The sequence below is a fragment of the Nakamurella leprariae genome, from assembly GCF_016918035.1.
Taxonomy (GTDB): domain Bacteria; phylum Actinomycetota; class Actinomycetes; order Mycobacteriales; family Nakamurellaceae; genus Nakamurella; species Nakamurella leprariae.
Genome location: NZ_JAERWK010000016.1, coordinates 116,919 through 143,199 on the forward strand (window position 1 = coordinate 116,919; position 26,281 = coordinate 143,199).

General features: G+C 73.9%; 20 protein-coding genes. 9 read left to right on the plus strand and 11 right to left on the minus strand.

All coding sequences use genetic code 11. The features are described from left to right. Window positions 1-7: 7 nt before the first annotated feature. Entirely contained in the window at window positions 8-2,284 is a 2,277-nt protein-coding gene (gene ligA, locus JL106_RS12865) for an NAD-dependent DNA ligase LigA (protein ID WP_407940162.1), read from the minus strand. Between the two features lie 92 nt (window positions 2,285-2,376). On the opposite strand from ligA, the gene JL106_RS12870 reads away from it, so the two are divergent. After that, window positions 2,377-2,811, plus strand: a complete 435-nt coding sequence (locus JL106_RS12870) for a pyridoxamine 5'-phosphate oxidase family protein (protein ID WP_205261119.1) — start codon at window positions 2,377-2,379, stop codon at window positions 2,809-2,811. Between the two features lie 18 nt (window positions 2,812-2,829). Here the strand turns inward: JL106_RS12870 and JL106_RS12875 are convergent, their stop codons facing one another. The 5 genes from JL106_RS12875 to JL106_RS12895 form a co-directional block, all read right to left on the minus strand. Further along, window positions 2,830-3,894, minus strand: coding sequence for a uroporphyrinogen decarboxylase/cobalamine-independent methonine synthase family protein (locus JL106_RS12875; RefSeq protein ID WP_205261273.1), 1,065 nt, complete (start codon window positions 3,892-3,894; stop codon window positions 2,830-2,832). 131 nt (window positions 3,895-4,025) lie between these two features. Next, window positions 4,026-5,186, minus strand: a complete 1,161-nt coding sequence (mnmA, locus tag JL106_RS12880) for a tRNA 2-thiouridine(34) synthase MnmA (RefSeq protein ID WP_205261120.1) — start codon at window positions 5,184-5,186, stop codon at window positions 4,026-4,028. Between the two features lie 64 nt (window positions 5,187-5,250). After that, window positions 5,251-6,453, minus strand: a complete 1,203-nt coding sequence (locus JL106_RS12885) for a cysteine desulfurase family protein (protein ID WP_205261121.1) — start codon at window positions 6,451-6,453, stop codon at window positions 5,251-5,253. Window positions 6,454-6,541: 88 nt separating this feature from the next. Next, complete coding sequence (locus JL106_RS12890) at window positions 6,542-7,513, minus strand: electron transfer flavoprotein subunit alpha/FixB family protein (RefSeq protein ID WP_205261122.1); 972 nt, start codon at window positions 7,511-7,513, stop codon at window positions 6,542-6,544. Window positions 7,514-7,583: 70 nt separating this feature from the next. Further along, on the minus strand, window positions 7,584-8,387 hold the full coding sequence (locus tag JL106_RS12895; protein ID WP_205261123.1) for an electron transfer flavoprotein subunit beta/FixA family protein: 804 nt from the start codon (window positions 8,385-8,387) through the stop codon (window positions 7,584-7,586). Between the two features lie 106 nt (window positions 8,388-8,493). On the opposite strand from JL106_RS12895, the gene JL106_RS12900 reads away from it, so the two are divergent. After that, window positions 8,494-8,853 carry a hypothetical protein gene (locus tag JL106_RS12900; RefSeq protein WP_205261124.1) on the plus strand — a complete coding sequence of 120 codons (360 nt, stop codon included), beginning with the start codon at window positions 8,494-8,496 and terminating at the stop codon, window positions 8,851-8,853. Window positions 8,854-9,044: 191 nt separating this feature from the next. Then, window positions 9,045-10,106, plus strand: a complete 1,062-nt coding sequence (locus tag JL106_RS12905; protein ID WP_205261125.1) for a hypothetical protein — start codon at window positions 9,045-9,047, stop codon at window positions 10,104-10,106. A 15-nt stretch (window positions 10,107-10,121) separates the two neighbouring features. Here JL106_RS12905 and JL106_RS12910 read toward each other — a convergent pair whose 3' ends face one another. Next, window positions 10,122-10,595 (minus strand): nucleoside deaminase, encoded by a 474-nt coding sequence (locus tag JL106_RS12910; RefSeq protein ID WP_205261126.1) that lies wholly within the window; start codon window positions 10,593-10,595, stop codon window positions 10,122-10,124. Window positions 10,596-10,867: 272 nt separating this feature from the next. Here JL106_RS12910 and JL106_RS22085 point away from each other — a divergent pair, with 272 nt between their 5' ends. From JL106_RS22085 to JL106_RS12930, 3 genes are all read left to right on the plus strand, one after another. Continuing rightward, window positions 10,868-11,959 carry an endonuclease/exonuclease/phosphatase family protein gene (locus JL106_RS22085; RefSeq protein ID WP_205261127.1) on the plus strand — a complete coding sequence of 364 codons (1,092 nt, stop codon included), beginning with the start codon at window positions 10,868-10,870 and terminating at the stop codon, window positions 11,957-11,959. 302 nt (window positions 11,960-12,261) lie between these two features. Next, a complete protein-coding gene (locus tag JL106_RS12920) occupies window positions 12,262-16,101 on the plus strand; it encodes an ABC transporter ATP-binding protein (protein WP_328842282.1) in 3,840 nt (1,279 codons plus the stop codon). A gap of 262 nt (window positions 16,102-16,363) precedes the next feature. Continuing rightward, the gene (locus JL106_RS12930; protein ID WP_205261128.1) at window positions 16,364-20,155 is read left to right on the plus strand and encodes a multifunctional oxoglutarate decarboxylase/oxoglutarate dehydrogenase thiamine pyrophosphate-binding subunit/dihydrolipoyllysine-residue succinyltransferase subunit; all 3,792 of its coding nucleotides are present in this window, start codon (window positions 16,364-16,366) and stop codon (window positions 20,153-20,155) included. 87 nt (window positions 20,156-20,242) lie between these two features. Here the strand turns inward: JL106_RS12930 and JL106_RS12935 are convergent, their stop codons facing one another. The 3 genes from JL106_RS12935 to JL106_RS12945 form a co-directional block, all read right to left on the minus strand. Then, on the minus strand, window positions 20,243-21,460 hold the full coding sequence (locus JL106_RS12935; protein ID WP_205261275.1) for an allantoate amidohydrolase: 1,218 nt from the start codon (window positions 21,458-21,460) through the stop codon (window positions 20,243-20,245). A gap of 234 nt (window positions 21,461-21,694) precedes the next feature. Further along, window positions 21,695-22,921, minus strand: coding sequence for an NAD(P)-dependent malic enzyme (locus JL106_RS12940; RefSeq protein ID WP_205261129.1), 1,227 nt, complete (start codon window positions 22,919-22,921; stop codon window positions 21,695-21,697). A gap of 307 nt (window positions 22,922-23,228) precedes the next feature. Continuing rightward, the gene (locus tag JL106_RS12945; protein WP_205261130.1) at window positions 23,229-23,882 is read right to left on the minus strand and encodes a VOC family protein; all 654 of its coding nucleotides are present in this window, start codon (window positions 23,880-23,882) and stop codon (window positions 23,229-23,231) included. 192 nt (window positions 23,883-24,074) lie between these two features. On the opposite strand from JL106_RS12945, the gene JL106_RS12950 reads away from it, so the two are divergent. From JL106_RS12950 to JL106_RS12960, 3 genes are read left to right on the plus strand one after another with little or no spacing between them, the layout of a single operon-like run. Next, window positions 24,075-24,698 carry a dTDP-4-dehydrorhamnose 3,5-epimerase family protein gene (locus JL106_RS12950; RefSeq protein WP_205261131.1) on the plus strand — a complete coding sequence of 208 codons (624 nt, stop codon included), beginning with the start codon at window positions 24,075-24,077 and terminating at the stop codon, window positions 24,696-24,698. 3 nt (window positions 24,699-24,701) lie between these two features. Then, complete coding sequence (locus tag JL106_RS12955; RefSeq protein ID WP_205261132.1) at window positions 24,702-25,334, plus strand: histidine phosphatase family protein; 633 nt, start codon at window positions 24,702-24,704, stop codon at window positions 25,332-25,334. A gap of 43 nt (window positions 25,335-25,377) precedes the next feature. Beyond that, window positions 25,378-25,887, plus strand: coding sequence for a GNAT family N-acetyltransferase (locus tag JL106_RS12960; protein WP_205261276.1), 510 nt, complete (start codon window positions 25,378-25,380; stop codon window positions 25,885-25,887). On the opposite strand, the gene JL106_RS12965 is transcribed toward JL106_RS12960, so the two are convergent. Further along, complete coding sequence (locus JL106_RS12965; RefSeq protein WP_205261133.1) at window positions 25,820-26,272, minus strand: hypothetical protein; 453 nt, start codon at window positions 26,270-26,272, stop codon at window positions 25,820-25,822. The two genes, JL106_RS12960 and JL106_RS12965, sit on opposite strands and share 68 nt — an antisense overlap. Window positions 26,273-26,281: the final 9 nt, after the last annotated feature.

Consider the following 26,281-nt stretch of genomic DNA (forward strand, 5'->3'; position numbering starts at 1 on the left):
GACGCGGTCAGGATCCGTCGTCGCTGCCGCCGGTCGCCGCGTCCGGCTGCGCTCCGTCCGCCGTGCTGTCCTGACCGCTGTCCTGACCGCTGTCCTGACCGCTGTCCTGACCGCTGTCCTGACCGCCGTCCCGGCCGCCGTCCGCCGCGCCGATCTGCGCGACGGCACGAGCCGCGTCCGGACCCTGGTCCAGCAGCAGCCGGAACCCGGCCTCGTCCAGGATCGGGACGCTGAGCTGCACGGCCTTGTCGTACTTGCTGCCTGGGTTCTCCCCCACGACCACGAACGCCGTCTTGGACGAGACCGATCCGGCCGCCTTGGCCCCGCGCTCCAGCAGCACCGTCTTGGCCTCGTCCCGGGAGAAGCCCTCCAGTGCCCCGGTGACGACCACGGAGAGTCCGACCAGTGTCTGCTCCGGCCGGCCGGCGCGGTCATCGGCCATCCGCACCCCGGCCGCCGCCCAGCGGTCGACGATCCGGCCGTGCCAGTCGACGGTGAACCACTCGAGGACGGACTCGGCGATGGTCGGCCCCACCCCCTCGACGGCGGCCAGCTCCTCCACCGAGGCGGCGCGGATGGCGTCCAGGTCCCCGAAGTGCTGGGCCAGGGCGCGCGCCGCCGTCGGTCCGACGTGCCGGATGGACAGCGCGACCAGCACCCGCCACAGCGGCTGCTGCTTGCGGGACTCGAGGTTGGTCAGCAGCCGCCGCCCGTTGGCCGACAGGGCGCCGGCCTTGGTGGTGAACAGCGGGACGGTCAGCAGCGTCGCCTCGTCCAGCCCGTACGACTCGCCCGACTGCGGGTCGGTGCCGGGGAACAGGTCGCCTTCGTCGGTGATCGCACCCGCGGTGAGCAGCGCGGTCGCGGCCTCGTAGCCCAGCCCCTCGATGTCGAACGCCCCGCGGCCCGCGATGTGGAACACCCGCTCCCGGAGTTGCGCGGGACAGCTGCGGGCGTTCGGGCACCGGATGTCGATGTCGCCCTCGCGCATGTGCCGCAGCTCGGTGCCGCACTCCGGGCAGTGGGTGGGCATCTCGAACTCGCGGACCTCGCGGCCCTCGCGCAGCTCCACCACCGGACCGAGCACCTCGGGAATGACGTCGCCCGCCTTGCGGATGACCACCCGGTCGCCGATGAGCACGCCCTTGCGCTTGACCTCCTGCGCGTTGTGCAGGGTGGCCAGGCCGACGGTCGACCCGGCCACCAGCACCGGCTCCAGGAAGGCGAACGGTGTGACCCGGCCGGTGCGGCCGACATTGACCCGGATGTCGAGCAGGTCGGTGGTGGCCTCCTCCGGCGGGTACTTGTAGGCGATCGCCCAGCGGGGCGCCCGCGAGGTCGACCCCAGCCGGCGCTGCGACGCCACTTCGTCGACCTTCACGACCAGACCGTCGATCTCGTGCTCGACGTCGTGCCGGTGCTCGTGCCAGTACGCGACCCGGTCGGCGATCTCGGCGGCGCTGTGCACCACCCGGTTGTGCTCGGACACGGGCAGGCCCCACGCGCGCAACCACTCGTAGGCCTCGGACTGGCGGCTGATGGTGAAGCCGGTCCGCGCGCCCAGCCCGTGGCAGAGCATGGTCAGCGGCCGGGACGCGGTCACCCGCGGATCCTTCTGCCGCAGCGACCCGGCCGCGGAGTTCCGCGGGTTCGCGAACGGCGCCCTGCCCGCCGCGACCAGGTCCGCGTTGAGCTGCTCGAACCCGGCCACCGGGAAGAACACCTCGCCCCGGATCTCCACCAGTTCGGGGACCGGGTGCTCCCCGTCGTCGCGCAATCGTTCCGGGATCGCGGCGATGGTCCGGACGTTGAGGGTGACGTCCTCACCGACGCGACCGTCACCCCGGGTCGCCGCCCGTTCCAGCCGACCGTGGCGGTAGACCAGGTCGACGGCCAGGCCGTCGATCTTCAGCTCGGTGAGCCAGCTGACCGGCCCGTGGGCGTCGCGCTCGGTCCGCTCCACCCAGGCGGCCAGCTCGTCCGCCGAGAACACGTTGTCCAGGCTGAGCATCCGCTCCAGGTGCTCCACCGGTTCGAACCCGGTGTTCTGGGCCGCGGTGCCGCCGACCCGCTGCGTCGGCGAGTCGGGGCTGACCAGGGCCGGGTGCTGCTCCTCCAGCTCCTGCAGCCGGCGCACCAGCGCGTCGAACTCGCCGTCGGTCATCGTCGGGGCATCGCGCCCGTAGTACTGGAACTGCGCGTCGGTGATCTGCTGGCTGAGCTCGCGGTGCTCTCGGGCGGCGTCCGGCGGCACCTCCGCCGCGGGCGTCCCGGTCGTCGCCACCGCGTGTTCAGCACTCTCAGTCACGGCCGCCAGCCTAGGACGGACCCCCGACACCGCTGGGACGCCGGCGGCGCGACCGGCACGATGGGCGGATGAGCTCCCCCGCTGCGCCCGCCCGACCCGACCTCGCGCCGCTGAGCGACGCGACGCTGGCCTTCCTCACCGAGCGGCACCTGGCCACCCTGACCACACTGCGAGCGGACGGTTCGCCGCACGTCGTCGCGGTCGGGTTCACCTGGGACGCCGACGCGGGGCTGGTCCGGGTGATCACCAACGACGGGTCGGTCAAGGTCCGCAACGCCGAGCGGCCCGGTCGTCCCGGTCGGCCGAACCGCGCCGCGGTCAGTCAGGTCGACGGCCGCCGCTGGCTCACTCTGGAGGGGACCGTGCGGATCAGCCGCGAGCCGGCGGACGTGCAGGAGGCGGTGCGGCGGTACGCCGGCCGGTACCGGGTGCCGCGGGAGAACCCGACTCGGGTGGTGGTGGTCATCGAGGTCGACCGGGTGCTGGGCTCGGTGCCCGGCTGATCCGGCGGATCGCCCGGATCACCAGGACTCGGGCAGCTCCTGGAGGGCCCGGGCCAGCTCACGGACGCGGCCCAGCGCGGTCCGGGCCCAGGCCGGTGACGCCCCGGCCAGCCCGCAGGTCGGGGTGGGCACCACCCGCTGGGCCAGGTCCTGCCGGCGGAAGCCGAGCCGGTCCCAGATCGCCAGCAACGGCGCGGCCAACGGGCGCAACGGGACGGGGGCCGCCCCGTCGGCGTCCCCGTCAGCGGTCCCGCCATCCCCCGGGCGGACCGCGTCCGAGGACGCGCCCGGGCCGCGCGGGGCCGAGAGCGAGGCGGGCGCCGGGCGCACCGACGGCACCAGGCCGGCCAGCAGCACGGTGCCCGCCTCGATCGCCTCGCCCAGCGGGTCCAGCGCGGCCGCCCCGGTACGCAGCGCGGTCACGTCCAGTGAGATCGCCTCGAAACCGGCCTCCCGCAACAGCGTGATCGGCACGTCCCGGGCGCAGCAGTGGGCCACCGTCGGGTGCCCGGCCAGCGGCGCCAGCACCGCGGCGAGCACCTCGCTGACCCGCTGTGGCTCGACCGGGCGGTGGGTACCGAAGCCGCTGGCCGTGGGCAGCCGGCCGCCGAGCACCGCCGGCAGCGACGGTTCGTCGAACTGCACCACGATCGGCAGGTCGCCGAGCCGACGGCGCAGCTCGGCCACGTGCAGCCGCAGCCCCTCGGTGAGCGACGCGGCCAGGTCGTCCACCGCACCGTCATCGGTCACGGCCCGGTTGCCGGACGGCAGTTCCAGCGACGCGGCCAGCGACCACGGTCCGCAGACCTGCACCTTGAGCCCCGGCGCCCCGGCGAAGGCGGCCTCGGCGGCGTCCAGGTCCCAGGCCAGCATGTCCACCGCCCGCCGGGTGTCGATGCCCGGTCGTCGGCTCAGCCGCCAGCCGGACGGCACCACCTCGGCCGGGATGTCGACCATGACACCGACCGCTCGGCCGATCAGGTCCGCGCCCACCCCGCGGGCCGGCAGCTCGACCAGGTGCGGCAACTCGGGCAGTTCGCCGGCCACGATGCGCGCGGCCTCCATCGGATCGGTGCCGGGCATCGACCCCACGCCGGTGGCCGCCGCCGTCCACCACGGCACGGCCGTCGGGGTGCTCGGGTCGCCCAGCCCGAGCGCGGTGCGCTCGGCGTCGCTCAGGCCGGCGTCGTCCGATCCGGGGACGAACAGTCCGGTCACCGCGGGGTCCCCGTCCCGGTGGCGACCTCCGCCGCGGCGGCCGTGTTGACGCCGGTGCCGACGACGGTGCCGACGACGGTGCTGACGACGGTGCCGGCGGCGATGACGAAGTCGTCGCCCGGGTCGTAGACCACGGCGGTCTGTCCTGGCGCCACCCCGCGGACCGGCTGGTCCAGCGCCACCCGCAGCTGCTCCGTTCGCTGTGGTCCGGGTCGCAGGTCCGCCGTCCCGGCCACCGTGCCGCCGTGGGCACGCAGTTGCACGGTGCAGCGCAGCGGGAAGTCCGACGGCCGGCCGCTGGGGAACACCACCCGCTCGGCGGTGACCTCGTGGACGTCCAACCCGGTGACGGGGCCGACGGTCACCGTGCCGGAGACCGGCTCGATGCCCAGCACGAACCGGGGTCGCCCGTCGGGCGCCGGCCGGGACAGACCCAGCCCCTTGCGCTGACCGATCGTGTACCCGTGCGTCCCGCGGTGCTCACCCAGCACCGCGCCGGTGGTCGCATCGACCAGCGGGCCGGGGCGGTCGCCCAGCCGCTCGGCCAGGTACCCGCGGGTGTCACCGTCGGGGATGAAGCAGATGTCGTAGGAGTCCGGCTTCGCCGCCACCGCGAACCCGCGGGCGGCAGCCTCGCGACGCACCTGCTCCTTGGTCATGCCCGCGAGCGGGAACAGGCTGTGGGACAACTGGTCCTCGGTGAGCACGGCCAGCACGTACGACTGGTCCTTGGCCGCGTCCAGCGACCGGTGCAGCACGCCGTCCACCATCCGCACGTGGTGACCGGTGGCCACCGCGTCGAAGCCCAGCGCCACGGCCCGGTCGAGCAGGGCGGCGAACTTGATCTTCTCGTTGCAGCGCAGGCACGGGTTCGGGGTCCGCCCGGCCTCGTACTCGGCCAGGAAGTCCGCCACCACCGTCTCGGCGAACTCCTCGCTGAAGTCCCACACGTAGTACGGGATGCCGAGCCGGTCACAGACCCGCCGGGCGTCCATCGCGTCCTCGATGGTGCAGCACCCGCGGGAGCCGGTGCGCAGGGTGCCCGGCGTGCGGGACAGCGCCATGTGCACGCCGGTGACCTCGTGCCCGGCGTCGATCGCCAGCGCGGCCGCCACCGCGGAGTCCACGCCGCCGCTCATCGCGGCGACCACCCTCATGCCCGGCTCCCCGACGCTGCCGGTGTGGCCGGCGTGGTCGGCGTGGTCGATCCGGTCGGCACGCTCATCGCCGGCGGCTGCCGGCCAGTGCGGCGGCCCGGGCCCGCTCGACCACCGGGGCGATCACGTCGAGCACCGCCCGCACGTCGCCCGGCGACGAGGTGTGGCCGAAGGAGAACCGCAACGCACCGCGGGCGGTGCGCTCGTCCATACCCATGGCCAGCAGCACGTGGGACGGGCGGGGGACCCCCGCGGTGCAGGCCGAACCGGTGGAGCACTCGATGCCGCGGGCGTCCAGCAGCATGAGCAGCGCGTCGCCCTCGCAACCGGGGAACCGCAGGTGCGCGCTGCCCGGGAGCCGGGACGGGCCACCGTCGATGATCGACTGGCCCGGATCGCCGGTCAGCTCGACATCGGGCAGGAGGGCGCGGATCCCGGACACCAACTCGTCGCGCAGGGCGGCCAGCGCGGCGGCCCGCTCGGCCCGCTGCTGCACCGCGTCGTGCACGGCGACGGCCAGCCCGACGGCGGCCGGGACGTCGAGGGTCCCGGACCGGATGCCGCGCTCCTGCCCGCCGCCGTAGAGCAGCGGCTCGACCGGCGTCTGCCGGGTCACCAGCAGCGCTCCGACCCCGGTGGTCGCCCCCAGCTTGTGGCCGCTGACCGAGAGCGCGTCGACGCCCACGGCGGCGAAGTCGACCGGCAGCTGGCCGACCGCCTGGACGGCGTCGGTGTGCAGCGGGATGCCCCGGGCGTGGGCGACACCGGCCAGCTCGCGCACCGGGTTCACCGTGCCGACCTCGTTGTTGGCCCACATCACCGAGACCAGCGCCACCTCGTCGGGCGCTTCGTTGATCGCCGCGGCCAGGGTGTCGGCGTGCACGCGGCCGTAGTCGTCGACCTCCAGCCAGCCGAGCTCGACCCCGTCCCGAGCGGCCAGGTGCTCCGCGGTGTCCAGCACGGCGTGGTGTTCGATGGCGGGCACCAGCACCCGCCGGCGACGCGGATCGGCCTGACGACGCGCCCGCAGGATGCCGGTCAGGGCCAGGTTGTCGCTCTCGGTGCCGCCGGAGGTGAACACCACCTCACTGGGCCGGGCGCCGAGGTCGGCGGCGATGCTCTCGCGCGCCTCCTCCAGCCGACGGCGCGCCGCCCGCCCACTGGCGTGCAGCGACGAGGCGTTGCCGGTGGTCGCGGAGGCGGCGGCGACGGCCTCGATCACCGCCGGCAGGACCGGGGTGGTGGCGGCGTGGTCGAGGTAGGTCATCGGCGTCCAGGGTAGGCCGTTCCCGGCGGGGCACGGCGCACGAGGCCGCCCGGGAGGCGACTCGACGGCCCGCTCCCGGCGGAGCGGCTCAGCCCTTGCGTTCCCGGACGGCCTCGGTCAGCGCCGGGGCGATGGTGAACAGGTCGCCGACGACGCCGACGTCCGCGAGCTCGAAGATCGGCGCGTCCGGGTCCTTGTTCACCGCGACGATCGTCTTCGACGTCTGCATCCCCGCCCGGTGCTGGATGGCGCCGGACACCCCCAGAGCGATGTACAGCTGCGGGGAGACGGTGGTGCCGGTCTGGCCCACCTGGAACTGCGACGGGTAGTACCCGGAGTCGACCGCGGCGCGCGAGGCGCCGACGGCACCGCCGAACACGTCGGCCAGCGCCTCGACCAGGGCGAAGTTCTCGGCGGAGCCGACGCCGCGGCCGCCGGAGACGACGACGTCCGCGGCGGTCAGCTCGGGCCGGTCGCCCGCCGGCTCCGGGTGCTCGGCCACCACCCGGGCCGACACAGCCGGGTCGACGACCAGCTCGACCGGCACGACCTCGGCCGTGCCCGCGGTCTCCTGCGCCTCGATGGCGCTGGTCCGCAGCGAGATGATCGGCGTCCCCACGGTGACGCGGGCGTGCACCGTGTACTCACCACCGAACACCGACTGCTCCGCCACCACGGTGCCGTCCTCGGCCAGCCGGACGTCGACGGCATCGGCCAACAGGCCGGACTCCAGGCGGGCGGACAACCGTCCGGCCACCTCCCGGCCGTCGATGGTCGACGGCAGCAGGACGGCCACCGGCTGCGTCTGTGCGGCGGCGGCGGCCAGCGCGGCCACGGCCGGGGTGATCAGGTACGCCTCGGCGTCCGGGCCCTCGGCGGCGAACACCCGGCTCGCACCGTGCCGGCCCAGCTCCGCCGCCAACTGCTGGGCGGTCCCCGGCGTCCCGACCACGACCGCGGTCGGGTCCCCCAGCCGGGCCGCGGCGGTCAGCAGTTCGGCGGTGATGGGACGCAGTGCGCCGCCGGCATGGTCGACCAGGACCAGGACGGGCTGGGACATCGGGGCGTTCCTCTCACTCTGGCGTTCGGGTCGAGCGGTGACGGGTCGAGCGGTGACGGACGGGAGGGGCTCAGAGCAGACGGCCGGCGACCAGGTGCTCGACCACGGTGGCGACCGAGTTCCCCTGACCGTCGTCGGTGAGCGTCTCCCCCGCCGCTCGGGCCGGACGCGGTGCGCCGGCCAGCACGGTGGTGGACGTCGCACCGGTCCCGAACCGGGCGGGATCCACCTCGAGGTCGTCCAGGCCCAGGACGCTGACCGGCTTCTTCTTGGCCGACATGATCCCCTTGAAGTTGGGATAACGCGGCTCGTTCGTCTTCTCGTTCACCGACACCACGGCGGGCAGCGTCGCAGTGACCTCGGTGACGCCGCTGTCGTGGACGCGTTCGGCGCTCAGCGAGCGGGTCGCCGCATCCAGCCGCAGCGCCTTGGCCGAAGTGATCTGCGGCACGCCCAGCCGTTCGGCGAGCATCGACGGCAGGCTGCCGGTGCGGCCGTCGGTCGACTCGTTGCCGGTGATGACCAGGTCTGGCGCGAGCGTCCGCAGCGCCGCGGCCAGGGCCACCGAGGTCTGCAGGGCGCAGGCCCCGGCCAGGCGGTCGTCCTGCACGTGCACCGCCCTGGCCGCGCCCATGGCCAATGCCTTGCGCAGCGCCTCGGTCGCCCGCTCGGGGCCCATGGTCAGCACCGTGACCTCGCCGCCGTGCTCCTCGACCAGCTGGAGACCGGCCTCCACGCCACGGGTGTCGATCTCGTCGATGACCGGGTCCGTCGCGTCCCGGTCCAGGGTCCAGTCCTCCTCCCGGAGCCGTCGCTCCGAGTAGGTGTCGGGCACCTGCTTGACCAGCACGACCACGTGCAGCGGATCGCTCATTCCGGACTCCTGCTCTCGCCGGGAAGTTACCGCCAGGTAACACAGCCGTCGGCCAGCCTAACCGAACCGGGCGGACGCCCCCGGCCCGCCGTGGCAGGCTGGAGGCGTGACCGATCCCGCCGCCGGTCCGGCGTCCCCGCCCGGTTCCTCCGCCGCTTCCACCGGTCCGCCGACCGGCCCGACGCCGGCGCTGCCGGCGGGTTCCGACCCCGCCCTGGGACCGACCAGCGGCACCCCGCTGGCCCGCAGCACCGTCGTCGCCCTGGTGGCCGAGATGGCGCTGCTCATCTCGCTCGGTCTGGTGCTCAGCTTCGGGGCGCCATGGCCCTGGTGGCTCATCCCCGGCGCGCTGCTGGTCACCGTGCTGGCGATCATGGGCATGCGGTGGCGGCGCTACCGGCGCCGTCAGGAAGCGGCCGGACCGCCCCGCACACCGTCCGATCGTGATCGGCACGAGGCGATCTGACCCCCGGGCCAGCCGGAACGCCTCCCCCGTGCGAGATCTCGACGCCGCGATGACCTGCGGCGTTCCGCCATGACGGCGGCCACGTCCGAGATCATCGGAGTCACTGGGCATTTCCACAGGTTCGCCGGGCATGCTGCGGAGCATCCTTCTGGTCAGTGCCGACCGTTCGTCGGCGCCCCGGAGGTCTGCGCATGCCACGGTCGTCCCTGCCCCACCGCGTCCGTCCGCGCCGAGCGCGACAGCGGGACGTGCTGCGCCGTCCCGCGTCCGGGGCGGCCGCCACGGTGGCCGGGGTGCTCGGCGGGCTGCTGGTCGCGGTGTCGCCGGTGGCGGCCTCGACGACGGCCGCCGCACCGGTCGACGCGACCTGCACGCTGACCCCCATCCAGGACCGGACCCGGGTGTCGGACGCGACCGTGCAGCAACTGGTGGACGCGTCGGTCACCGCGGCGGCCGCGATGGACGTGGTGCAGTCGGTCGCCGTGCTCGACCGGGACGACGGGCACCTGATCGCGTCGTCCGGGGCGCACCGCTTGGTCAACGCCGAATCGATGGTCAAGCTGTACACCGCGGCCTACTACCTGGCGCAGGCCGGCGGGAGACCGGACGCCGACCTGCTCGCCCAGCTCGAGGCCCTCATCACCATGTCGGACAGCCAGGTGCAGATCGACCTGTGGCAGCCCGACATCATCGAGACGGTGGTGGACCGGTACGGCTTATCCGACAGCACCAACGGTCCGTCCAGCGGTCCGAACAGCTGGGGATCGGACCGGGTCAGTGCGCAGGACCTGGCCCAGTTCCTGGCCGCCGCCGCCGCGGATCCCGAGGTCGGGCCCTGGCTGATGGACTGGATGTCGCGCACCGAGCCCGAGGGCGCCGACACCTTCGACCAGCGCTTCGGATTGAACGCGGTCGCCGGCGATCACGGATCCAAGCAGGGCTGGAGCGACCCGGAGTGGACGCCCTACAACCTGCACTCGGCCGGATGGACCGGCGATTGGTGGGTCGCGGTCCTGCAGACCTCGCCCACCGCGTCGACCGCCACCATGCGATCGACGTCGACCTGCCTGGCGCAATCACTCAGCGGCGGTCAGCGCCGCAGCGCGGCCGCCACGGGGAGCACCGGGGCCGCGGAACCCGACCTCGACGACCGACTCGTCGCCGAACTGGACGACGCCGTCCGGGCCGTGCAGCGGCTGCTGACCCTGGTCGGCGAGACCGGCACTGCCGCACCGACGTCGGCGACCGGATGAGCCGCCTGCCGTCGGTCAGTCCTCGACGCCGATGTCCTCGTTCCACAGCGACGGCTCGGCGGCGATGAAGTCCGTCATCATCTGCACGCAGGTCGGATCGTCCAGCACCACCACGTCCACCCCGCGGCTGCGCAGCAGGTCCTCGCCGCCCAGGAACGTGCGGTGCTCGCCGATCACCACCCGCGGGATGCCGTACAGCAGGATCGCCCCGGTGCACATGTCGCAGGGCGACAGCGTGGTGACCATGGTGGCCCGGGCGTACACGGTCGCCGGCAGCCGGCCCGCGTTCTCCAGGGCGTCGGTCTCCCCGTGCCGGATGGCGCTGCCCAGTTGCACCCGCTTGTTCCACCCGGTGGCCAGCACGGCCCCGTCGACCACCAGCGCCGCGCCGATCGGGATGCCGCCCTCGGCCCGGCCCTGCTGCGCCGCCCGCACCGCCTGGTGCAGGAACTCCCGGTCCGCCGCCGTCCCCGTCGGATCCGTGCCCATCGACTGCTCCCCCCGTCGCCCGGCCCACACCCGGGGCAGTACACACGACCGGTCCCGCACCGCCCGGCAGCGACCCCGTCCCGTCCGGAGAACGACCCCGGCGGTGATCGGCCGGCGTGAGCTGCGCCTCATCCGGAGCTCGGCGAGGCACCCGGTGCGCCCGATGAGCATCCTGGGCTCATGAGGCGTTCCCGATCGGGTGACCGGCCCGGCTGCCCCCCGACCCGACCCGCCCGCTCGGTCGTCGGTCCCTCCGGGTCGAGCAGGCGCCGGTGAGCGCTCCGTCGACCTCCCGGACGTCCGGCCCGGCCGGCGACGCCCCGCGCCCGACGCGCCGCAGCCCGGCCCGGGTGGCCGGGCTGGTCCTGCTGGCCGTGGCCGGCGCGCTGCTGGCCGCCGCCGCGATCTGGCCCGTCTGGTTCGGCCTGTCCACCGTGCCGGGTGTGCTGCACGCGCTGTCCTTCCGCAGCTTCATCGCGGTCGGCGGTGTCGCCGCGGGTCTGCTCGCCCTGCTGGTGCTGCGGCCGTGGCGCCGCACCGCGACCGGGGCACGGCGCTGGTGGCAGACCATCGTGGTGACCAGCCTGCTCGCCGTGGGCGTGGGCAACGCCGCCGTGGTGGCCGGCCGGGGGTGGGCGACCGGACCGGTCGCCGGCGAACCCGACCTGGTCGTGGTCGGGTTCAACACGCAGATCGGCGCCGAGCGGGACGCGACCTCGGTCGACGAACTCGTCGCCCTGGTCACCGACACCGGCGCCGACGTGGTGTCGCTGCCCGAGACCCCGCGCGAGGTGGCCGATCAGGTGGCCGCCCGGCTCGCCGAGCAGGACCGGGGGTTCCAGGTCTTCTCCACCCGCGAGTCGCGCCGCCCGACCTCGGAGACCAGCCTGCTGGTGGCCGAGGACGTCGGCCCGTACGAGCAGACGGACGCCCCGGACACCGTGCTGGGCACGGTGCGGGCCCGGCCCGTCGGACACGACGGCCCGGTGCTGGTCGCCGTGCACGCCGGATCGCCGGTCCGCGCCACCGGCTGGGACCGCTGGGCGGCGTCGGTGGCCACCGCCGTCGCCCAGGCCGCTCCCACCGTCGACGGCACCGGGACGGTCGTGGTGGGCGACTTCAACGCGACCGTGGACCACGCCCCCATGCGCGACCTGCCGGACGGTGTGGTGGACGCCGCCAGCGCCGCCGGCCGGGGCGCGGAGGGCACCTGGCCGTCGAGCCGACCGGTGCTGCTGGCCTCCCCGATCGACCACGTCCTGGTCGACGGGAACACCTTCCTGGTGCTCGGCACGCACACGGTGCGGGTCAGCGACAGCGACCACCGGGCCGTCGTCGCCGACCTCGCGCTTCGCGCCCCCTGAGCTGCGGATCCGATGCACGGGCGGCGGTCTCGCCCTCGACCCGGGCCCCGCGTCGAGGCCGCCTGTCGGTGATCGCGGTTACCGTGGCGCCCGTGCCACCCCCGCCCGAACCCGGCAGCACCACGACCCACCCAGCTGCCCACCCACCGACCTCGTCGCCGGCCCGGCCGGCCGGTGGGTCGTCCACGCCCGGGGCGGGCGGGCCTGGCGACCCGGGCCCGGACCGGTCGTCGAGCGCCGGGCCCGGCGCCCGGCGCGGCTGGATCCGCCGAACGTGGGGGTACTGCTGGCGGCACCGCACGGTGACCCTGCTGTCCGCGGCGGCCGCGCTCGGCGGCATCGGTCTGGGCGCGGTCACCCCGCTGCTGGTCGGCGCGGCCGTCGACGACGCCGAAGCCCGCACCACCACCGGGCTCGGCTGGATCGTCACCGCCCTGATCGGTCTGGCCGTCATCCGGTTCGGCGCGTCCTTCGTCCGCCGGTGGGCGGGCGGCCGGCTCTCCCTCGATGTCCAGCACGACATGCGGCAGGACCTGTTCCACTCGCTGCAGCGACTGGACGGCCCCGGGCAGGACCGGTTGCGCACCGGCCAGGTGGTGTCCCGGGCGTCGGCGGATCTGCAGCTGGTGCAGGGGCTGCTGGCCATGACGCCCTTCGCCGCCGGTCAGCTGGTGCTGTTCGTGGTCTCCCTCGTGCTGATGGCCACCCTGTCGCTGCCGTTGACGGCCATGGCCCTGCTCGTGGTGCCGGCCGCGGTGCTGCTCACCCGGTTGACCCGCACGGTGCTGTTCCCGGCCACCTGGGCCGCCCAGCAGTCCGCCGCCGACGTGGCCGAGATCGTGGAGGAGGACGTCACCGGCGTCCGCGTGGTCAAGGGTTTCGGGCAGGAGGACCGTGAGGTCGAGCGGCTCCGCGGCGGCGCGGCCCGGCTGTACGCCGACCGGCTGCGCGCCGTGCGGCTCACCGCGATGATCTCCCCTGCCCTGCAGGGGCTCACCGCGCTCGGTCAGGTCGGCGTGCTGGCGCTGGGCGGCTGGCTGGCCTACCAGGGCACCATCTCGCTGGGCACCTTCCTGGCCTTCTCGCTCTACCTGGCCCAACTGGTCGGGCCGACCCGCATGCTGACCATGCTGCTGATCAGTGGTCAGCAGGCCCGGGCCTCGGTGGAGCGCGTGCTCGAGGTGATCGACGCTCGCCCGGAGATCGTCGACCCACCGCTCCCGGTCCCGCTGCCGGCCGGACCGCCGTCCGTCACCTTCGACGGCGTCACCTTTGGCTACGACCCGGACCATCCCGTGCTGCGGGACTGCAGCTTCGCGGTCCCGGCCGGCGGCACTGTCGCGCTGGTCGGCTCGTCCGGTTCGGGCAAGTCCACGGTCTCCCTGCTGGTGCCGCGGTTCTACGACCCGACCGCCGGCACCGTCCGCGTCGCCGGCGCCGACGTCCGGGAGCGGTCGCTGGACGAGCTGCGGGCAGCCGTCGGGGTGGTGTTCGAGGAGGCCTTCCTGTTCTCCGACTCGATCGCCGCCAACATCGCCTACGGCCGACCGGAGGCCACCGACGAGCAGATCCGCGCGGCCGCCCGGGCCGCGGAGGCCGACGAGTTCATCGGGCGGATGCCCGACGGGTACGACACGGTGATCGGCGAGCGCGGGTTGACGCTCTCCGGGGGCCAACGGCAGCGACTTGCGCTGGCCCGGGCGCTCATCACCGAACCGCGTCTGCTCGTGCTGGACGACGCGACCAGCGCGGTGGACCCGGTCACCGAGGCCGCCATCCACGACACGCTCCGCCGGGTCACCGCCGAGCGCACCACCATCCTGATCGCCCACCGCCGGTCCACCCTGGCCCTGGCCGACCACGTGGTCGTCCTGGAGCGGGGCCGGGTGCTCGACTCGGGCACCCACGACGAGCTGACCGCCCGCTGCGAGCGGTACCGCGAGCTGCTCGGCGAGCTGGTCCAGCCCGGCGCGGAGCCGCCCCGGTCCGACACGTCCGACCCGGATCCGACCGACGGCCCGACGCCGGGCGGTGCTGTCGGGGACGCGATCACGGCGGAGCTCTGGCCGGAACCAGCGGCCACCGACGGGCCGGCCCGGGACCGGGCGGTCGGCGGCGCCGAGCCCGCCCCGCCCGCGGGCCGAGGCGGCCGGGGCGGGGCGGCCGGCGGTGGCCCCGGCGGGTTCCTGGGCTCCGGCCCGGCCACCCCGGAGCTGCTGGACCGGGTCGCCGCACTGCCGCCGGCGCGCGAGCAGCCGGGGTCCTACCAGCCGGAGTCCTGCACCCGGTTCTCGCTGCGCCAGGCGCTGCGACCGGTGCGGGGGCTGCTGACCGTGGCCGTGGTGCTGGTGGCGCTGGACGCGGCGGCCGGGCTGGCGCTGCCGGCGCTGATCCGGGTGGGCGTCGACCGCGGTGTCTCGGCCGGCTCGGTGTCGGTGATCTGGCTCGTGTCGGTGGCCGCGCTCGGCGTGGTGCTGGCCGACTACCTGATCCAACGATGGCAGACGGTGGCCGCCGGGCGGGCCGGCGAGACGGTCCTGTTCCGGCTGCGGCTGCGCGAGTTCGCGCACCTGCAGCGGCTCGGCCTGGACTACTACGAGCAGGAACGCGCCGGCCGGATCATGACCCGGATGACCACCGACGTCGACGCGCTGTCGACGTTCCTGCAGACCGGGCTGACCACCGCGGTGGTCTCGCTCGCCCAGTTCGTCGGACTCACCGTGGTGCTGGCCATGATGGACGTGAAGCTCTGGCTGCTCGTCGCCCTGGTGCTCCCGGTGGTGGTGCTGGCCACCGTGCTGTTCCGCCGGTTCGCCAACCGGGCGTACAGCGAGGCCCGCGAGAAGGTCAGCGTGGTCAACGCCGACTTCCAGGAGAACGTCACCGGCCTGCGGATCACCCAGGCGCTGGGCCGGCAGCACCGGAACGCGCACCGGTTCGCCGCCCGCAGCGACGACTACCGGCGATCACGGATGCGGGCCCAGACGGCGATCTCCGTCTACTTCCCGTTCGTGGCGCTGCTGTCGGAGCTGGCCGCGGCCGTGGTGCTGCTGGTGGGCGTCGACCGGGTGGTGGCCGGCACCCTGACGGCCGGCACCCTCATCGCCTTCGTCCTCTACCTGGACACCTTCTTCCAGCCGATCCAGCAGTTGTCGCAGGTGTTCGACGGCTACCAGCAGGCTGAGGTCGGCCTGCGCCGGATCGGCGACCTGCTGCGGACGCCGACCACCACGCCCGCGGCCGTCGATCCGCTGCCCGTCGAGCGCCTGTCCGGCGCCCTGACCGCCCAGTCGGTCGGGTTCCGGTACGCGACCGCCCCGGACCCGGACCGGACCGTCGACGGCGACCCCGACGGCGACCCCGACGGCGACCCCGACGGCGACCCCGACGGCGACCCCGACGGCACAGCCGGACTCCCCACCCGGCTGGCCGAGGGCCCGGCCGACACCGGATCGGACCGCGACCGGATGGCCCTGCACGACCTCGACGTGACCCTCCGTCGCGGTGAGACGGTGGCCGTCGTCGGGGCCACCGGTGCCGGCAAGTCGACCTTCGTCAAGCTGCTCGCCCGCTTCTACGACGTCAGCAGCGGCGCCGTGCTGGCGGACGGGACCGACATCCGGCGGTTCGACCTGAGTGCCTACCGACGTCGGCTCGGGGTGGTGCCGCAGGAGCCGCACCTGTTCGCGGGCACCGTCCGGGACAACATCGCCTACGGGCGACCGGAGGCGACCGACGCCGAGGTCGAGGCGGCGGCCCGGTCGGTCGGCGCGCTGGGCATGGTCGCCGGTCTCTCGGGTGGCTTCCGGCACGCCGTCGACGAGCGTGGCCGGAACCTGAGTGCCGGTCAGCGGCAACTCATCTCGCTCGCGCGGGCCGAACTGGTCCAGCCCGACATCCTGCTGCTGGACGAGGCGACCGCGGCGCTGGACCCGGCCGCCGAGGCCGCAGTGCTCACCGCCACCGAGCGGCTGCGCCGATCACGCACGACGGTGGTGGTGGCGCATCGACTGGTCACGGCCGCCCGCGCCGACCGCATCCTGGTGCTGGAGCAGGGCCGGATCGTCCAGGACGGGCGGCACGACGAACTGCTCGCGATCGACGGGCCGTACCGGCGACTCACCCGCCAGGCCGACCACTGACCCGCGGGGCGCCCGGCCCGACGGACCACCGCTGCGGACCCGGTCGCCGCCGGTCGCGACGCCACCGCCCACCGGACCGCTCCAGGCGCAATCGCCTGACCGCGGTCGCCACCCGGGCGCGGGCGGTCGGGCCGCGGTCGGTCGTACGGGGGACGCCGAATGTGACCCACTAGTCGGGCCGGGTCCCCCACCGATGGGCCATCAGGTCTAACCTGGGCAATCGACCATATTCCCGAGTCGTAGAAACAGGTGGAGAGCGACAGTGTCGTCAACCACAGCACCGGAGTTCGGTCCCAACGATTGGTTCGTCGAGGAGAAGTACCAGCAGTTCCTGACCGATCCGGACAGTGTGGACGCGATCTGGCGGGACTTCTTCGCAGGCTCCAGCGCCGGCAGCCGACCCCAGGTCGCCGGCAGCGCCGCCAACGAACCGCCGTCCGCAGGACTGTCCGCCCAACCGGTCGCCACCTCGTCCCCCGCCGCGCCGGCCGCCCGACCGGCGAGTGCCCCGCCGCCGCCCCCCCCGCCGGTCCGTGCCGGTGCCGCGAACGGCACCCCGGCCCCGGCCGCCGCCAAGCCGGCCCCGGCCAAGCCCGCCGCCCCGGCCAACGGAGCCCGCAGCGTCAAGCCGGCGACCACCGCCACTCCGGACGACCTGAAGGCCGCCGCGGCCGCCAAGCAGCCCGCCGCCGCCGATGCGGACACCACCGCGCCGCTGCGCGGGGCCGCCGCCGCGGTCGTGCGGAACATGACCAGCTCGCTGGAGATCCCCACCGCCACCTCGGTGCGCGCGGTCCCCGCCAAGCTGATGGCCGACAACCGCATCGTGATCAACAACTTCCTCGGCCGCAACCGCGGCGGGAAGATCTCGTTCACGCACCTCATCGGCTTCGCGATCGTCCGGGCCCTGTCGGACTACCCGAACATGAACCGGCACTTCGCGGTGGCCGACGGCAAGCCGCAGCTGGTCACCCCGGCGCACGTGAACCTCGGCCTGGCCATCGACCTGCCCGGCAAGAACGGCCAGCGCTCGCTGGTCGTCGTGCCGATCAAGCAGGCCGAGGGCATGACCTTCACGCAGTTCTGGAACGCCTACGAGTCGATCGTGCGCAAGGCCCGCGCCGGTCAGCTGACCGCCGAGGACTACGCCGGCGCGACCATCTCGCTGACCAACCCGGGCGGCATCGGCACCGTGCACTCGGTGCCGCGGCTGATGCAGCAGCAGGGCACGATCATCGGCGTCGGCGCCATGGAGTACCCGGCCGAGTTCCAGGGCGCGAACGAGCAGCGGCTCTCCGACCTGGGCGTGTCCAAGGTGATGACGCTGACGTCCACCTACGACCACCGGGTGATCCAGGGCGCCGAGTCCGGCGAGTTCCTGCGTCGGGTGCATCAGCTGCTGCTGGGCGAGGACAACTTCTACGACGACATCTTCGCCTCGCTCCGGCTGCCGTACGAGCCGGTGCGCTGGGCCCGCGACCTGGCCGCGGACCACGGCAGCAGTGCGGACCGCACCGCGCGGGTGCTGGAGATCATCGACGCGTACCGCACCCGCGGTCACCTGATGGCCGACACCGATCCGCTGAACTACCGGCAGCGCCGGCACCCCGACCTGGACGTGCTCTCGCACGACCTGACGTTGTGGGACCTGGACCGCTCGTTCCCGGTGGGCGGGTTCAACGGCAAGCAGTTCATGAAGCTGCGCGACGTGCTGGGCGTGCTGCGCGACTCGTACTGCCGCACCGTGGGCATCGAGTACATGCACATCATGGATCCGGTGCAGCGCAAGTGGATCCAGGACCGGGTGGAGGCGCCGCACGCGCACCCGACGGTGGAGGAGCAGAAGTACATCCTCAACCGGCTGAACGCGGCCGAGGCGTTCGAGACGTTCCTGCAGACGAAGTACATCGGGCAGAAACGGTTCTCGCTGGAGGGCGGGGAGACCGTCATCCCGCTGCTGGACGCGGCGCTGAACAAGGCGGCCGAGTTCGAGATGGACGAGGTCGTCATCGGCATGGCCCACCGCGGCCGGCTGAACGTGCTGGCCAACATCGTGGGCAAGCCGTACTCGCAGATCTTCCGTGAGTTCGAGGGCAACCTCGATCCGGGCCAGGCGCACGGCTCCGGCGACGTGAAGTACCACCTGGGTGCCGAGGGCAAGTACGTGCGGCCCTTCGGCGACGGGCAGGTCGACGTGAGCCTGTGCGCCAACCCCTCGCACCTCGAGGTCGTCGACCCGGTGCTGGAGGGCGTGGTCCGGGCCAAGCAGGACCTGATCGACGCGGGCGAGGACGGTTTCACCGTCATGCCGCTGGCCATCCACGGTGACGCGGCGTTCGCCGGCCAGGGCGTGGTCGCCGAGACGCTGAACCTGTCGCTGCTGCGCGGGTACCGCACCGGCGGCACCGTGCACGTGATCATCAACAACCAGGTCGGCTTCACCACCGCCCCGGAGCACTCGCGGTCCAGCGAGTACTCCACCGACGTGGCCAAGATGATCCAGGCGCCGATCTTCCACGTGAACGGTGACGACCCCGAGGCCGCCGTGTGGGTGGCCAAGCTGGCCGTCGACTACCGCCAGGAGTTCGGCAAGGACGTCGTCATCGACCTGGTCTGCTACCGACGCCGGGGTCACAACGAGGGCGACGACCCGTCGATGACCAACCCGCTGATGTACCAGATCATCGACGGCAAGCGGTCGGTGCGGCGCATCTACACCGAGGCGCTGGTGGGCCGGGGCGATCTGTCCCCGGAACAGGCCGAGGAGGCGCTGCGCGACTACCACACCCAGCTGGAACGGGTGTTCAACGAGGTCAAGGAGCTGGAGAAGGCCACCCCGACGGCGTCGCCGTCGGTCGAGTCCGAGCAGACCATCCCGGCCAAGGTCGAGACCAGCGTCAGCGAGCAGACCATCCAGCACATCGCCGACACGGCGATGGCCGTGCCGGAGGGTTTCACCGCCCACCCGCGCGTGAGGCAGGTGCTGGAGCGCCGGGTCGAGATGTCGCGTTCCGGTGGCATCGACTGGGCCTTCGCCGAACTGCTGGCCCTGGGCACGGTGGCCATGGACGGCCGGCTGGTCCGCATGGCCGGCCAGGACACCCGGCGCGGCACCTTCGTGCAGCGGCACGCGGCCCTGATCGACAAGAACACCGGCGCCGAGTACCTGTACCTGCAGCACCTCTCGCCCGAGCAGGGCCGAGTGCTGATCTACGACTCGGCGCTCACCGAGTACGCGGGTCTGGGCTTCGAGTACGGCTACTCGGTGGCCAACCGGGACGCCCTGGTGCTGTGGGAGGCGCAGTTCGGCGACTTCGTCAACGGCGCCCAGTCGATCATCGACGAGTACCTGTCCTCCGGTGAGGCCAAGTGGGGCCAGCAGTCGGGCGTGGTGCTGCTGCTGCCGCACGCGCACGAGGGCCAGGGCCCGGACCACACCTCGGGTCGCATCGAGCGGTTCCTGCAGCTGTGCGCCGAGGGTTCGATGACCGTGGCCGTGCCGTCCACGCCGGCGAACTACTTCCACCTGCTGCGTCGGCACGTCCTGGACGGTGTGCACCGCCCGATGGTGGTGTTCACGCCCAAGTCGATGCTGCGCAACAAGCAGGCCGTCTCGGAGGTCGCCGACTTCACCACCGGCAAGTTCGAGTCGGTCTACGGCGACCCGGAGGTCGGCCCGGAGCAGGCGAAGACCGTTCTGCTCACCTCGGGCAAGCTCTACTGGGAGCTGCTCGCGCACCGGCGCAAGCACGAGCGCGACGACGTGGCCATCCTGCGCGTCGAGCAGCTGTACCCGCTGCCCAAGCGCAAGCTGACCAGCGTGCTGGAGCCGTACACCGCGCACACCACCGATGTCCGCTGGGTGCAGGAGGAGCCGGCCAACCAGGGGGCCTGGACGTTCCTGGCCCTGGCGTTCCAGGAGCTCATGCCGGAGCTGCTGCCGGCCGGTCTCAAGCGCGTGTCGCGCCGGTCGATGGCGGCGCCGTCGGCCGGTTCGGCCAAGGTGCACGAGGTGGAGCAGGCCGCGGTCATCGCGGCGGCGTTCGACCGCTGACCGCACCGCCGCCACCGGAGCGTGGCGGCACCGCGCTTCCCGTCGGGCGGGACGACTCCGGTCGTCCCGACCGACGGCGTTCCGGGATCAGCCCGCCAGCCGTTCCAGGCAGTCGGCCAGGGCCTGCACGCCGGCGACGCAGTCGGCCGGCTCGGCGTGTTCCTCCGGGGCGTGGCAGACGCCGCTGGCGTTGCGCACGAACAGCATCGCGGCCGGCACCCGGTCGGCCAGCACCGCCGCGTCGTGCGCCCCGGAGCACGCCACCACCGGCGCGTCGAGCAGCCCGCCCAGCTCCAGCCCGAGCGCAGTGTCGAACAGCACCCGTTCGGCCAGCCAGTCGCGGTGCACCGTCACCGCGCAGCCTTCCAGCTCAGCCTCGACCCGCAGCACGTGGGTGATCTCGTCGATCAGCCCGGCCGCGCCGGCGGCGTCCTCGGCGCGGACGTCGACGGTGAGACCGACGGCGGCGGCGATCGCGGTGCTGGCGTCCGGGACGGGCCGCATCCGCCCCACGGTGGCGAAGGACCCCGACCGGGTCTCCATGGCGCGGCGCGCGGCCAGCACCGCGGCCGCGGCCGGCAGCATCGGATCGTGCCGGTCGGCAGCCGCGGTGGTCCCGGCGTGGTTGTGCTGGCCGGAGACGGTGATGTGCCACCGGCCGTGCGCCGCGACCTCCGACGCCAGCCCGACCGGCGCCGCCGGGTCCGCGGCGGCCAGCAACCGGCCCTGCTCGATGTGCAGTTCGACGAAGGTGCCGACCCGGGCCAGACGGTCCGGGTCGGGCCCCATCCCCTTCGGATCGACGCCGGCCCGTCCGGCCGCGTCGGCCAGCGAGACGCCGTCCCCGTCGTGCAACCGCCGGGCGGTGTCGGCGTCGAGCGCCCCGGTCAGCAGGCGGGAGCCGAGGCACGGCACCCCGAACCGGCTGCCGTCGGCCTCGGCGAAGCACACCAGCGCCACCGGGCGTCGCGGCCGCAGACCCCGGCTGCGCAACTCGTCCACCGCCAGCAGGGCGCTGACCACGCCCAGCAGCCCGTCGAAGGCGCCCCCGCCGGTCACCGAGTCCAGGTGCGATCCGGTGACGACGGCCTGCTGGTCCTGTTCGCGGGTCGGCGCACCGCCCGGCGGGGCGGGGAGCCACCAGGCCCACAGGTTGCCGTTGCGGTCGGACTCCACGTCGAGCCCGCGCCGCAGCGCCTGCTCGGTGAACCACTCCCGCAGCTGGTGGTCGGGCTCGGTGAAGGAACGCCGGACGTACCCGCCGCGCAACGGGTCACGGCCGATCCCGGCCAGGTCCGACCACATGGCCACGAACCGGCGCAGTTGCACCGCGGGCGGTTGGGAATGACGCACAGGTGCCCCCGGGTCGGCCGGTACTGCGGCGATCGACCCGGGCCGCGCCGACGCCCGGGAACGACGGGCAGCCGACCGATGCGGGTCCCGGCGCCGGTGCGGCGCCGACCGTCCACGGTAGGCCAGCCGGCACCGGATCCGCACCGGGTCACCACCGGACGTGAGGCCGGTCGGGACGACCGCGGGTCAGTCGGTCGCGTCCTCCGGCGCCGGCCCGGCCACGCCGTCGACCTGCGCGGCCAGGCCGACGGCTCGGGCCACCCGCTGGGCGAGTTCGGGCTCGAACGGGTCGGGCACGATGCGATCGGCGGTCGGCTCCGGCACCGCGGCACAGATGGCGCCGGCCGCGGCCACCTTCATCGCCTCGGTGATCCGGGTCGCCCCGACGTCCAGCGCGCCCAGGAAGATGCCCGGGAAGGCCAGCACGTTGTTGATCTGGTTCGGGTAGTCGCTGCGGCCGGTGGCCACCACCGACGCCCATCGGTGTGCTGCGGCCGGATCCACCTCGGGAGTGGGGTTGGCCAGCGCGAAGATGATCGGGTCGGCGTTCATCGTGCCGATCAGGTTCGGGTCGATCCGCCCGCCGGACAGGCCGAGGAACACGTCGGCGCCCTGCATGGCCTCGGCCAGCCCACCGGTGATGCCGTCCGGGTTGGTCACCGCGGCCATCTCAGTCTTGATCGGCGTCAGATCGGCGCGACTCGGGTGCAGCACCCCGCGCGAGTCGACCATCACCACGTGCTTGACGCCGGCGGCGAGCAGGATGCGGGTGCAGGCGACCCCGGCGGCGCCGGCGCCGACCACGACCACCCGCAGGCCGGCCATCGGCCGATCGACGACGGTGGCCGCGTTCATCAGCGCGGCGAGCACGACCACGGCGGTGCCGTGCTGGTCGTCGTGCATGACCGGGATGGTCAGCTCGTCGATCAGCCGCTGCTCGATCTCGAAGCAGCGCGGGGCGGAGATGTCCTCCAGGTTCACCGCACCGAACGACGGCGCGATGGCCCGGACCACCGCGACGATCTCGTCCGGGTCCTTGGTGTCCAGCACGATCGGGAACGAGTCGAGCCCGGCGAACCGCTTGAACAGCGCGGACTTGCCCTCCATGACCGGCAGGGACGCCTTGGGGCCGATGTCACCCAGGCCCAGCACGGCGGTCCCGTCGGAGATCACCGCGACGGACCGACTCGCCCAGGTGTACTCGCGGGCGGCGGCGGGGCGATCGGCGATGAGCCGGGACACCTGCGCCACACCCGGGGTGTACACCAGCGACAGGTCACGCACGGTCTCCAGCTCGCCGCGGAGCCCCACGGAGAGCTTGCCACCCTCGTGCGCGGCGAGCACCTCGGCCTCGGTGACGGCGGCGGCACCGGGGAGCTGTCCGGACGGCTGGGCGGGGGTGTGGTCGGTCATCTTCACTCACCGGTCTCGGGGCCGGCCTGCCGGGGCGCGGGCCGGGGCGTGCCCGGTCGGCACTGCCGCCGGGAACGGAACGCTGGTCTGCGCGGTCGGGTCGAGCGATGACCATCGGACCGGTCGGGCCGGGCCACGGTCGCCATCGGGATCGACAACGGGTCTCCGCCCGAGGGTCCGGGCGGGTGCCGGAGCCACGCGGGTCAACGGGCCGGCAGGAACGCGCGGGTCCCATTCTGGCAGACCGACCGACCCGGACCGGCACATGACCGCCCCCCCCCCCCCCCGGGCGGCGACGAGCTGATCGTCACGCCGGGCCGGTCGTCCCCGGCTCCTCCTGGCACAGGCAGACCTCGTTGCCGTCCGGATCGGCCAGCACCCACCAGTGCGGGGCGAACTCGTCGGTGACCAGTCGGCCGCCCGCGACGACGGCCGCGTCCAGCACCGCGGGCAGGGTGCCGGGCGCCGGGTAGCAGTCGAGGTGCAGCCGGTTGCGACCCGGGCGGGGCTCGGACTCCTGGAACCACAGGCGCAGGCCGGAGGGGTGCTCGATGCGAGGTCCGAACTCGGTATCGACCTCCGTCCCGCCGGTGACGGCCAGCCAGAACGGCCGCAGCGCGCCGGCGTCGGCGGTGTCGATGCCCAGTTCGACGCGGGCGTGCCGGACCGGGACGGGCTCGGCGCCGTGCCGCTGGGCGAGGTCCGCGATCACCGCGGCCAGGGCGGTGTCCCGGTCGGTGATCGCCCCGACGTCGTGACTGGCCAGCGCGAACTCGACCTCCCGCCAGCGCACGTCCATGTCGGGGTGATGGTCGACCCGCTCCGCGTGTTCCCCCACCTCCTGCACCAGCGCCATCGCCGCCAGGAACGACGGCGCCCGGAACCGCGCCCGCAGCGCGCCGTCGAGGATCTGCAACACCCGATGGGCGCCTGCCGGGGCGCCGCCGTCGTCCGCCGTCATGCCCCGACGGTCCCGGCACCGGCCGCGCGCGTCAAGGTGCGCCGCCGAGCGGGGCGGATCGATGGGCCGGAGCTCGTCTCCGCTCGTTCCTCGCTCCGCCGACTCCTCCTGACCCGATGGTCGGAGCTCGTCTCCGCTCGTTCCTCGCTCCGCCGACTCCTCCTGCGGACCGGCTGACTACCATCGGCGACCATGCAGGTTCGAGAACTGGCCGTGCCCGGCGCCTTCGAGTTCACCCCCAAGCAGCACGGTGACGACCGTGGACTGTTCCTCGAGTGGTTCAAGGTGGACGCGCTGCAGACCGCCACCGGACATCCACTGACCCTGGCCCAGGCCAACCTGTCGGTGTCGCGGGCCGGCACCCTGCGCGGCGTGCACTTCGCCGACGTGCCGCCGGGCCAGGCCAAGTACGTCACCTGCCCGGCCGGTGCCGTGCTCGACTACATCGTCGACATCCGGGTCGGCTCCCCCACGTTCGGCGTCACGGACGTGGTCCGGCTCGACTCGGTCGACCGCCGCGCCGTGTACCTGTCCGAAGGACTGGGGCACGCCTTCGTCGCCCTGGAGGACGGCTCGACGCTCACCTACCTGTGCTCCACCGGCTACTCCCCCGGGCGCGAGCACGGCATCAACCCGCTCGACCCGGCGCTGGGACTGGCGCTGCCGGAAGGGATCGACTTCGTCCTGTCCGACAAGGACACGGCGGCGCCGACGCTGGCCCAGGCCGAGGCCGACGGTCTGCTGCCGACCTGGGACGCCTGCCGGGGGTACGTGGCCCAGCTGGCCAACGCGGCCGCGGCCGCCGATCGGGGCTGAGGCGTGAGCACGGGCGCGACGAGCACCGGTGGCACCCGGCCGGGACGCCTGGCCCTGGTCCGGCACGGGCAGACCGAGTGGAGCCTGTCCGGTCAGCACACCTCCGTCACCGACCTGGACCTGACCGAGGCGGGCGAGCGTGAGGCCGAGCAGCTGACCGAGCTGCTGGCCGGGCTGGGCATCCGGCCGCGGACCGTGCTGAGCAGCCCGCGGATGCGGGCGCTGCGCACCGCGACGCTGGCCGGGTTCACCGTCGACGAGCTGGTCGACGACCTGGTCGAGTGGAACTACGGCCAGTACGAGGGCCGCACCACCGCCGACATCCACCGCGAGCGGCCCGGGTGGGAGATCTTCCACGACGGCGCGCCCGACGGCGAGAGCCCGGAGGACGTGGCCGCCCGGGCCGACCGGGCGCTGGAACACGCCTGGCAGGCCGCGGCGGTGGGCGGGGACGTGCTGCTGTTCAGCCACGGCCACCTCGGCCGGGCGCTGGCCGTGCGCTGGGCCGGACTGCCGATCGCCGCGGGCTCGGTCCTGGCCATGGACGCGGCCGCCGTCACCGTGCTCAAGCTGGACCGGGGCGTGCGGATGATCGATCACGCCAACGTCGTGCCGCTGCGGCCCGTCGGTGCCTGAGGCCGTGGTCGACGCGGTGCCGGACGACGGGCAGGACGACGGGATGGGCGCGGTCCGGCCGATCGAGCCGCGTGACGTGCCCGCCGTGGTGGCCATGGTCCACGAGCTGGCCGAGTACGAACGGCTGCCACAGGAGTGCCACCTGACCGAGGCGCAGCTGCGGGCGAGCCTGTTCGCGACCCGGCCCGCCGTGTTCGGCCTGGTCGCCGACCCGGACGGGACCGGCCCGGTCGGGTACGCCCTGTGGTTCCTGAACTACTCGACCTGGGAGGGAGTGCACGGCATCCACCTGGAGGACCTGTACGTCCGCCCGGCCGCGCGCGGCCGGGGGCTGGGTCGTGACCTGCTCACCCGGCTCGCCGCCATCGCGCACGACCGGGGTCACGCCCGGGTGGAGTGGTCGGTGCTGGACTGGAACGCGCCGTCCATCGCCTTCTACCGCTCGCTGGGCGCCGAGCCGATGGACGGCTGGACGACGTTCCGACTCAGCGGTCCGGCCCTGCGGCGAACGGCAACGGGAAGCGCTCGATCCACGCGTTCGCCGGCCGGCTGAGCAGCAGCGCCCCCACCAGCAGTCCCCAGGTGATCATCGCGATGCCCAGCAGCGTCCGGTCGCTGGGCGTGATCATCCAGACGCCGACGGCCGCGACCACGACCTGGATCACCACACTCGGCGTCCGTCCCCACCGCCGCCCGCGCAGCAGCGCCTGACCGCAGGCGCCGACGGCGACGGCCAGCACGGCGTAGTAGCCGACCTGCGCGAGCAGCCGACCGGTCGGCACGCTGTCCCCCGCTCCGGCGAACAGCGTGCCGACCGCCAGGCCGAGCAGCCCGACCCCCTGCAGGACGACCAGCACCGCGGCGATCCGGACCGCGCGGGGCGCGGGGATGGACAGCGGCGGCGGATCGGCGGGAGGGGTGGAGTGCTCGGACGTCACGTTCCGAGC

Excerpts from the sequence above, each read along its gene's own strand:
- JL106_RS12870 (WP_205261119.1), top strand. The coding sequence starts at position 2,377 with ATGAGCTCCCCCGCTGCGCCCGCCCGACCCGACCTCGCGCCGCTGAGC.
- JL106_RS12875 (WP_205261273.1), bottom strand. The coding sequence starts at position 3,894 with ATGCCCGGCACCGATCCGATGGAGGCCGCGCGCATCGTGGCCGGCGAA.
- mnmA (WP_205261120.1), bottom strand. The coding sequence starts at position 5,186 with ATGAGGGTGGTCGCCGCGATGAGCGGCGGCGTGGACTCCGCGGTGGCG.
- JL106_RS12885 (WP_205261121.1), bottom strand. The coding sequence starts at position 6,453 with ATGACCTACCTCGACCACGCCGCCACCACCCCGGTCCTGCCGGCGGTG.
- JL106_RS12890 (WP_205261122.1), bottom strand. The coding sequence starts at position 7,513 with ATGTCCCAGCCCGTCCTGGTCCTGGTCGACCATGCCGGCGGCGCACTG.
- JL106_RS12895 (WP_205261123.1), bottom strand. The coding sequence starts at position 8,387 with ATGAGCGATCCGCTGCACGTGGTCGTGCTGGTCAAGCAGGTGCCCGAC.
- JL106_RS12905 (WP_205261125.1), top strand. The coding sequence starts at position 9,045 with ATGCCACGGTCGTCCCTGCCCCACCGCGTCCGTCCGCGCCGAGCGCGA.
- JL106_RS12910 (WP_205261126.1), bottom strand. The coding sequence starts at position 10,595 with ATGGGCACGGATCCGACGGGGACGGCGGCGGACCGGGAGTTCCTGCAC.
- JL106_RS12935 (WP_205261275.1), bottom strand. The coding sequence starts at position 21,460 with ATGTGGTCGGACCTGGCCGGGATCGGCCGTGACCCGTTGCGCGGCGGG.
- JL106_RS12940 (WP_205261129.1), bottom strand. The coding sequence starts at position 22,921 with ATGACCGACCACACCCCCGCCCAGCCGTCCGGACAGCTCCCCGGTGCC.
- JL106_RS12945 (WP_205261130.1), bottom strand. The coding sequence starts at position 23,882 with ATGACGGCGGACGACGGCGGCGCCCCGGCAGGCGCCCATCGGGTGTTG.
- JL106_RS12950 (WP_205261131.1), top strand. The coding sequence starts at position 24,075 with ATGCAGGTTCGAGAACTGGCCGTGCCCGGCGCCTTCGAGTTCACCCCC.
- JL106_RS12960 (WP_205261276.1), top strand. The coding sequence starts at position 25,378 with ATGGGCGCGGTCCGGCCGATCGAGCCGCGTGACGTGCCCGCCGTGGTG.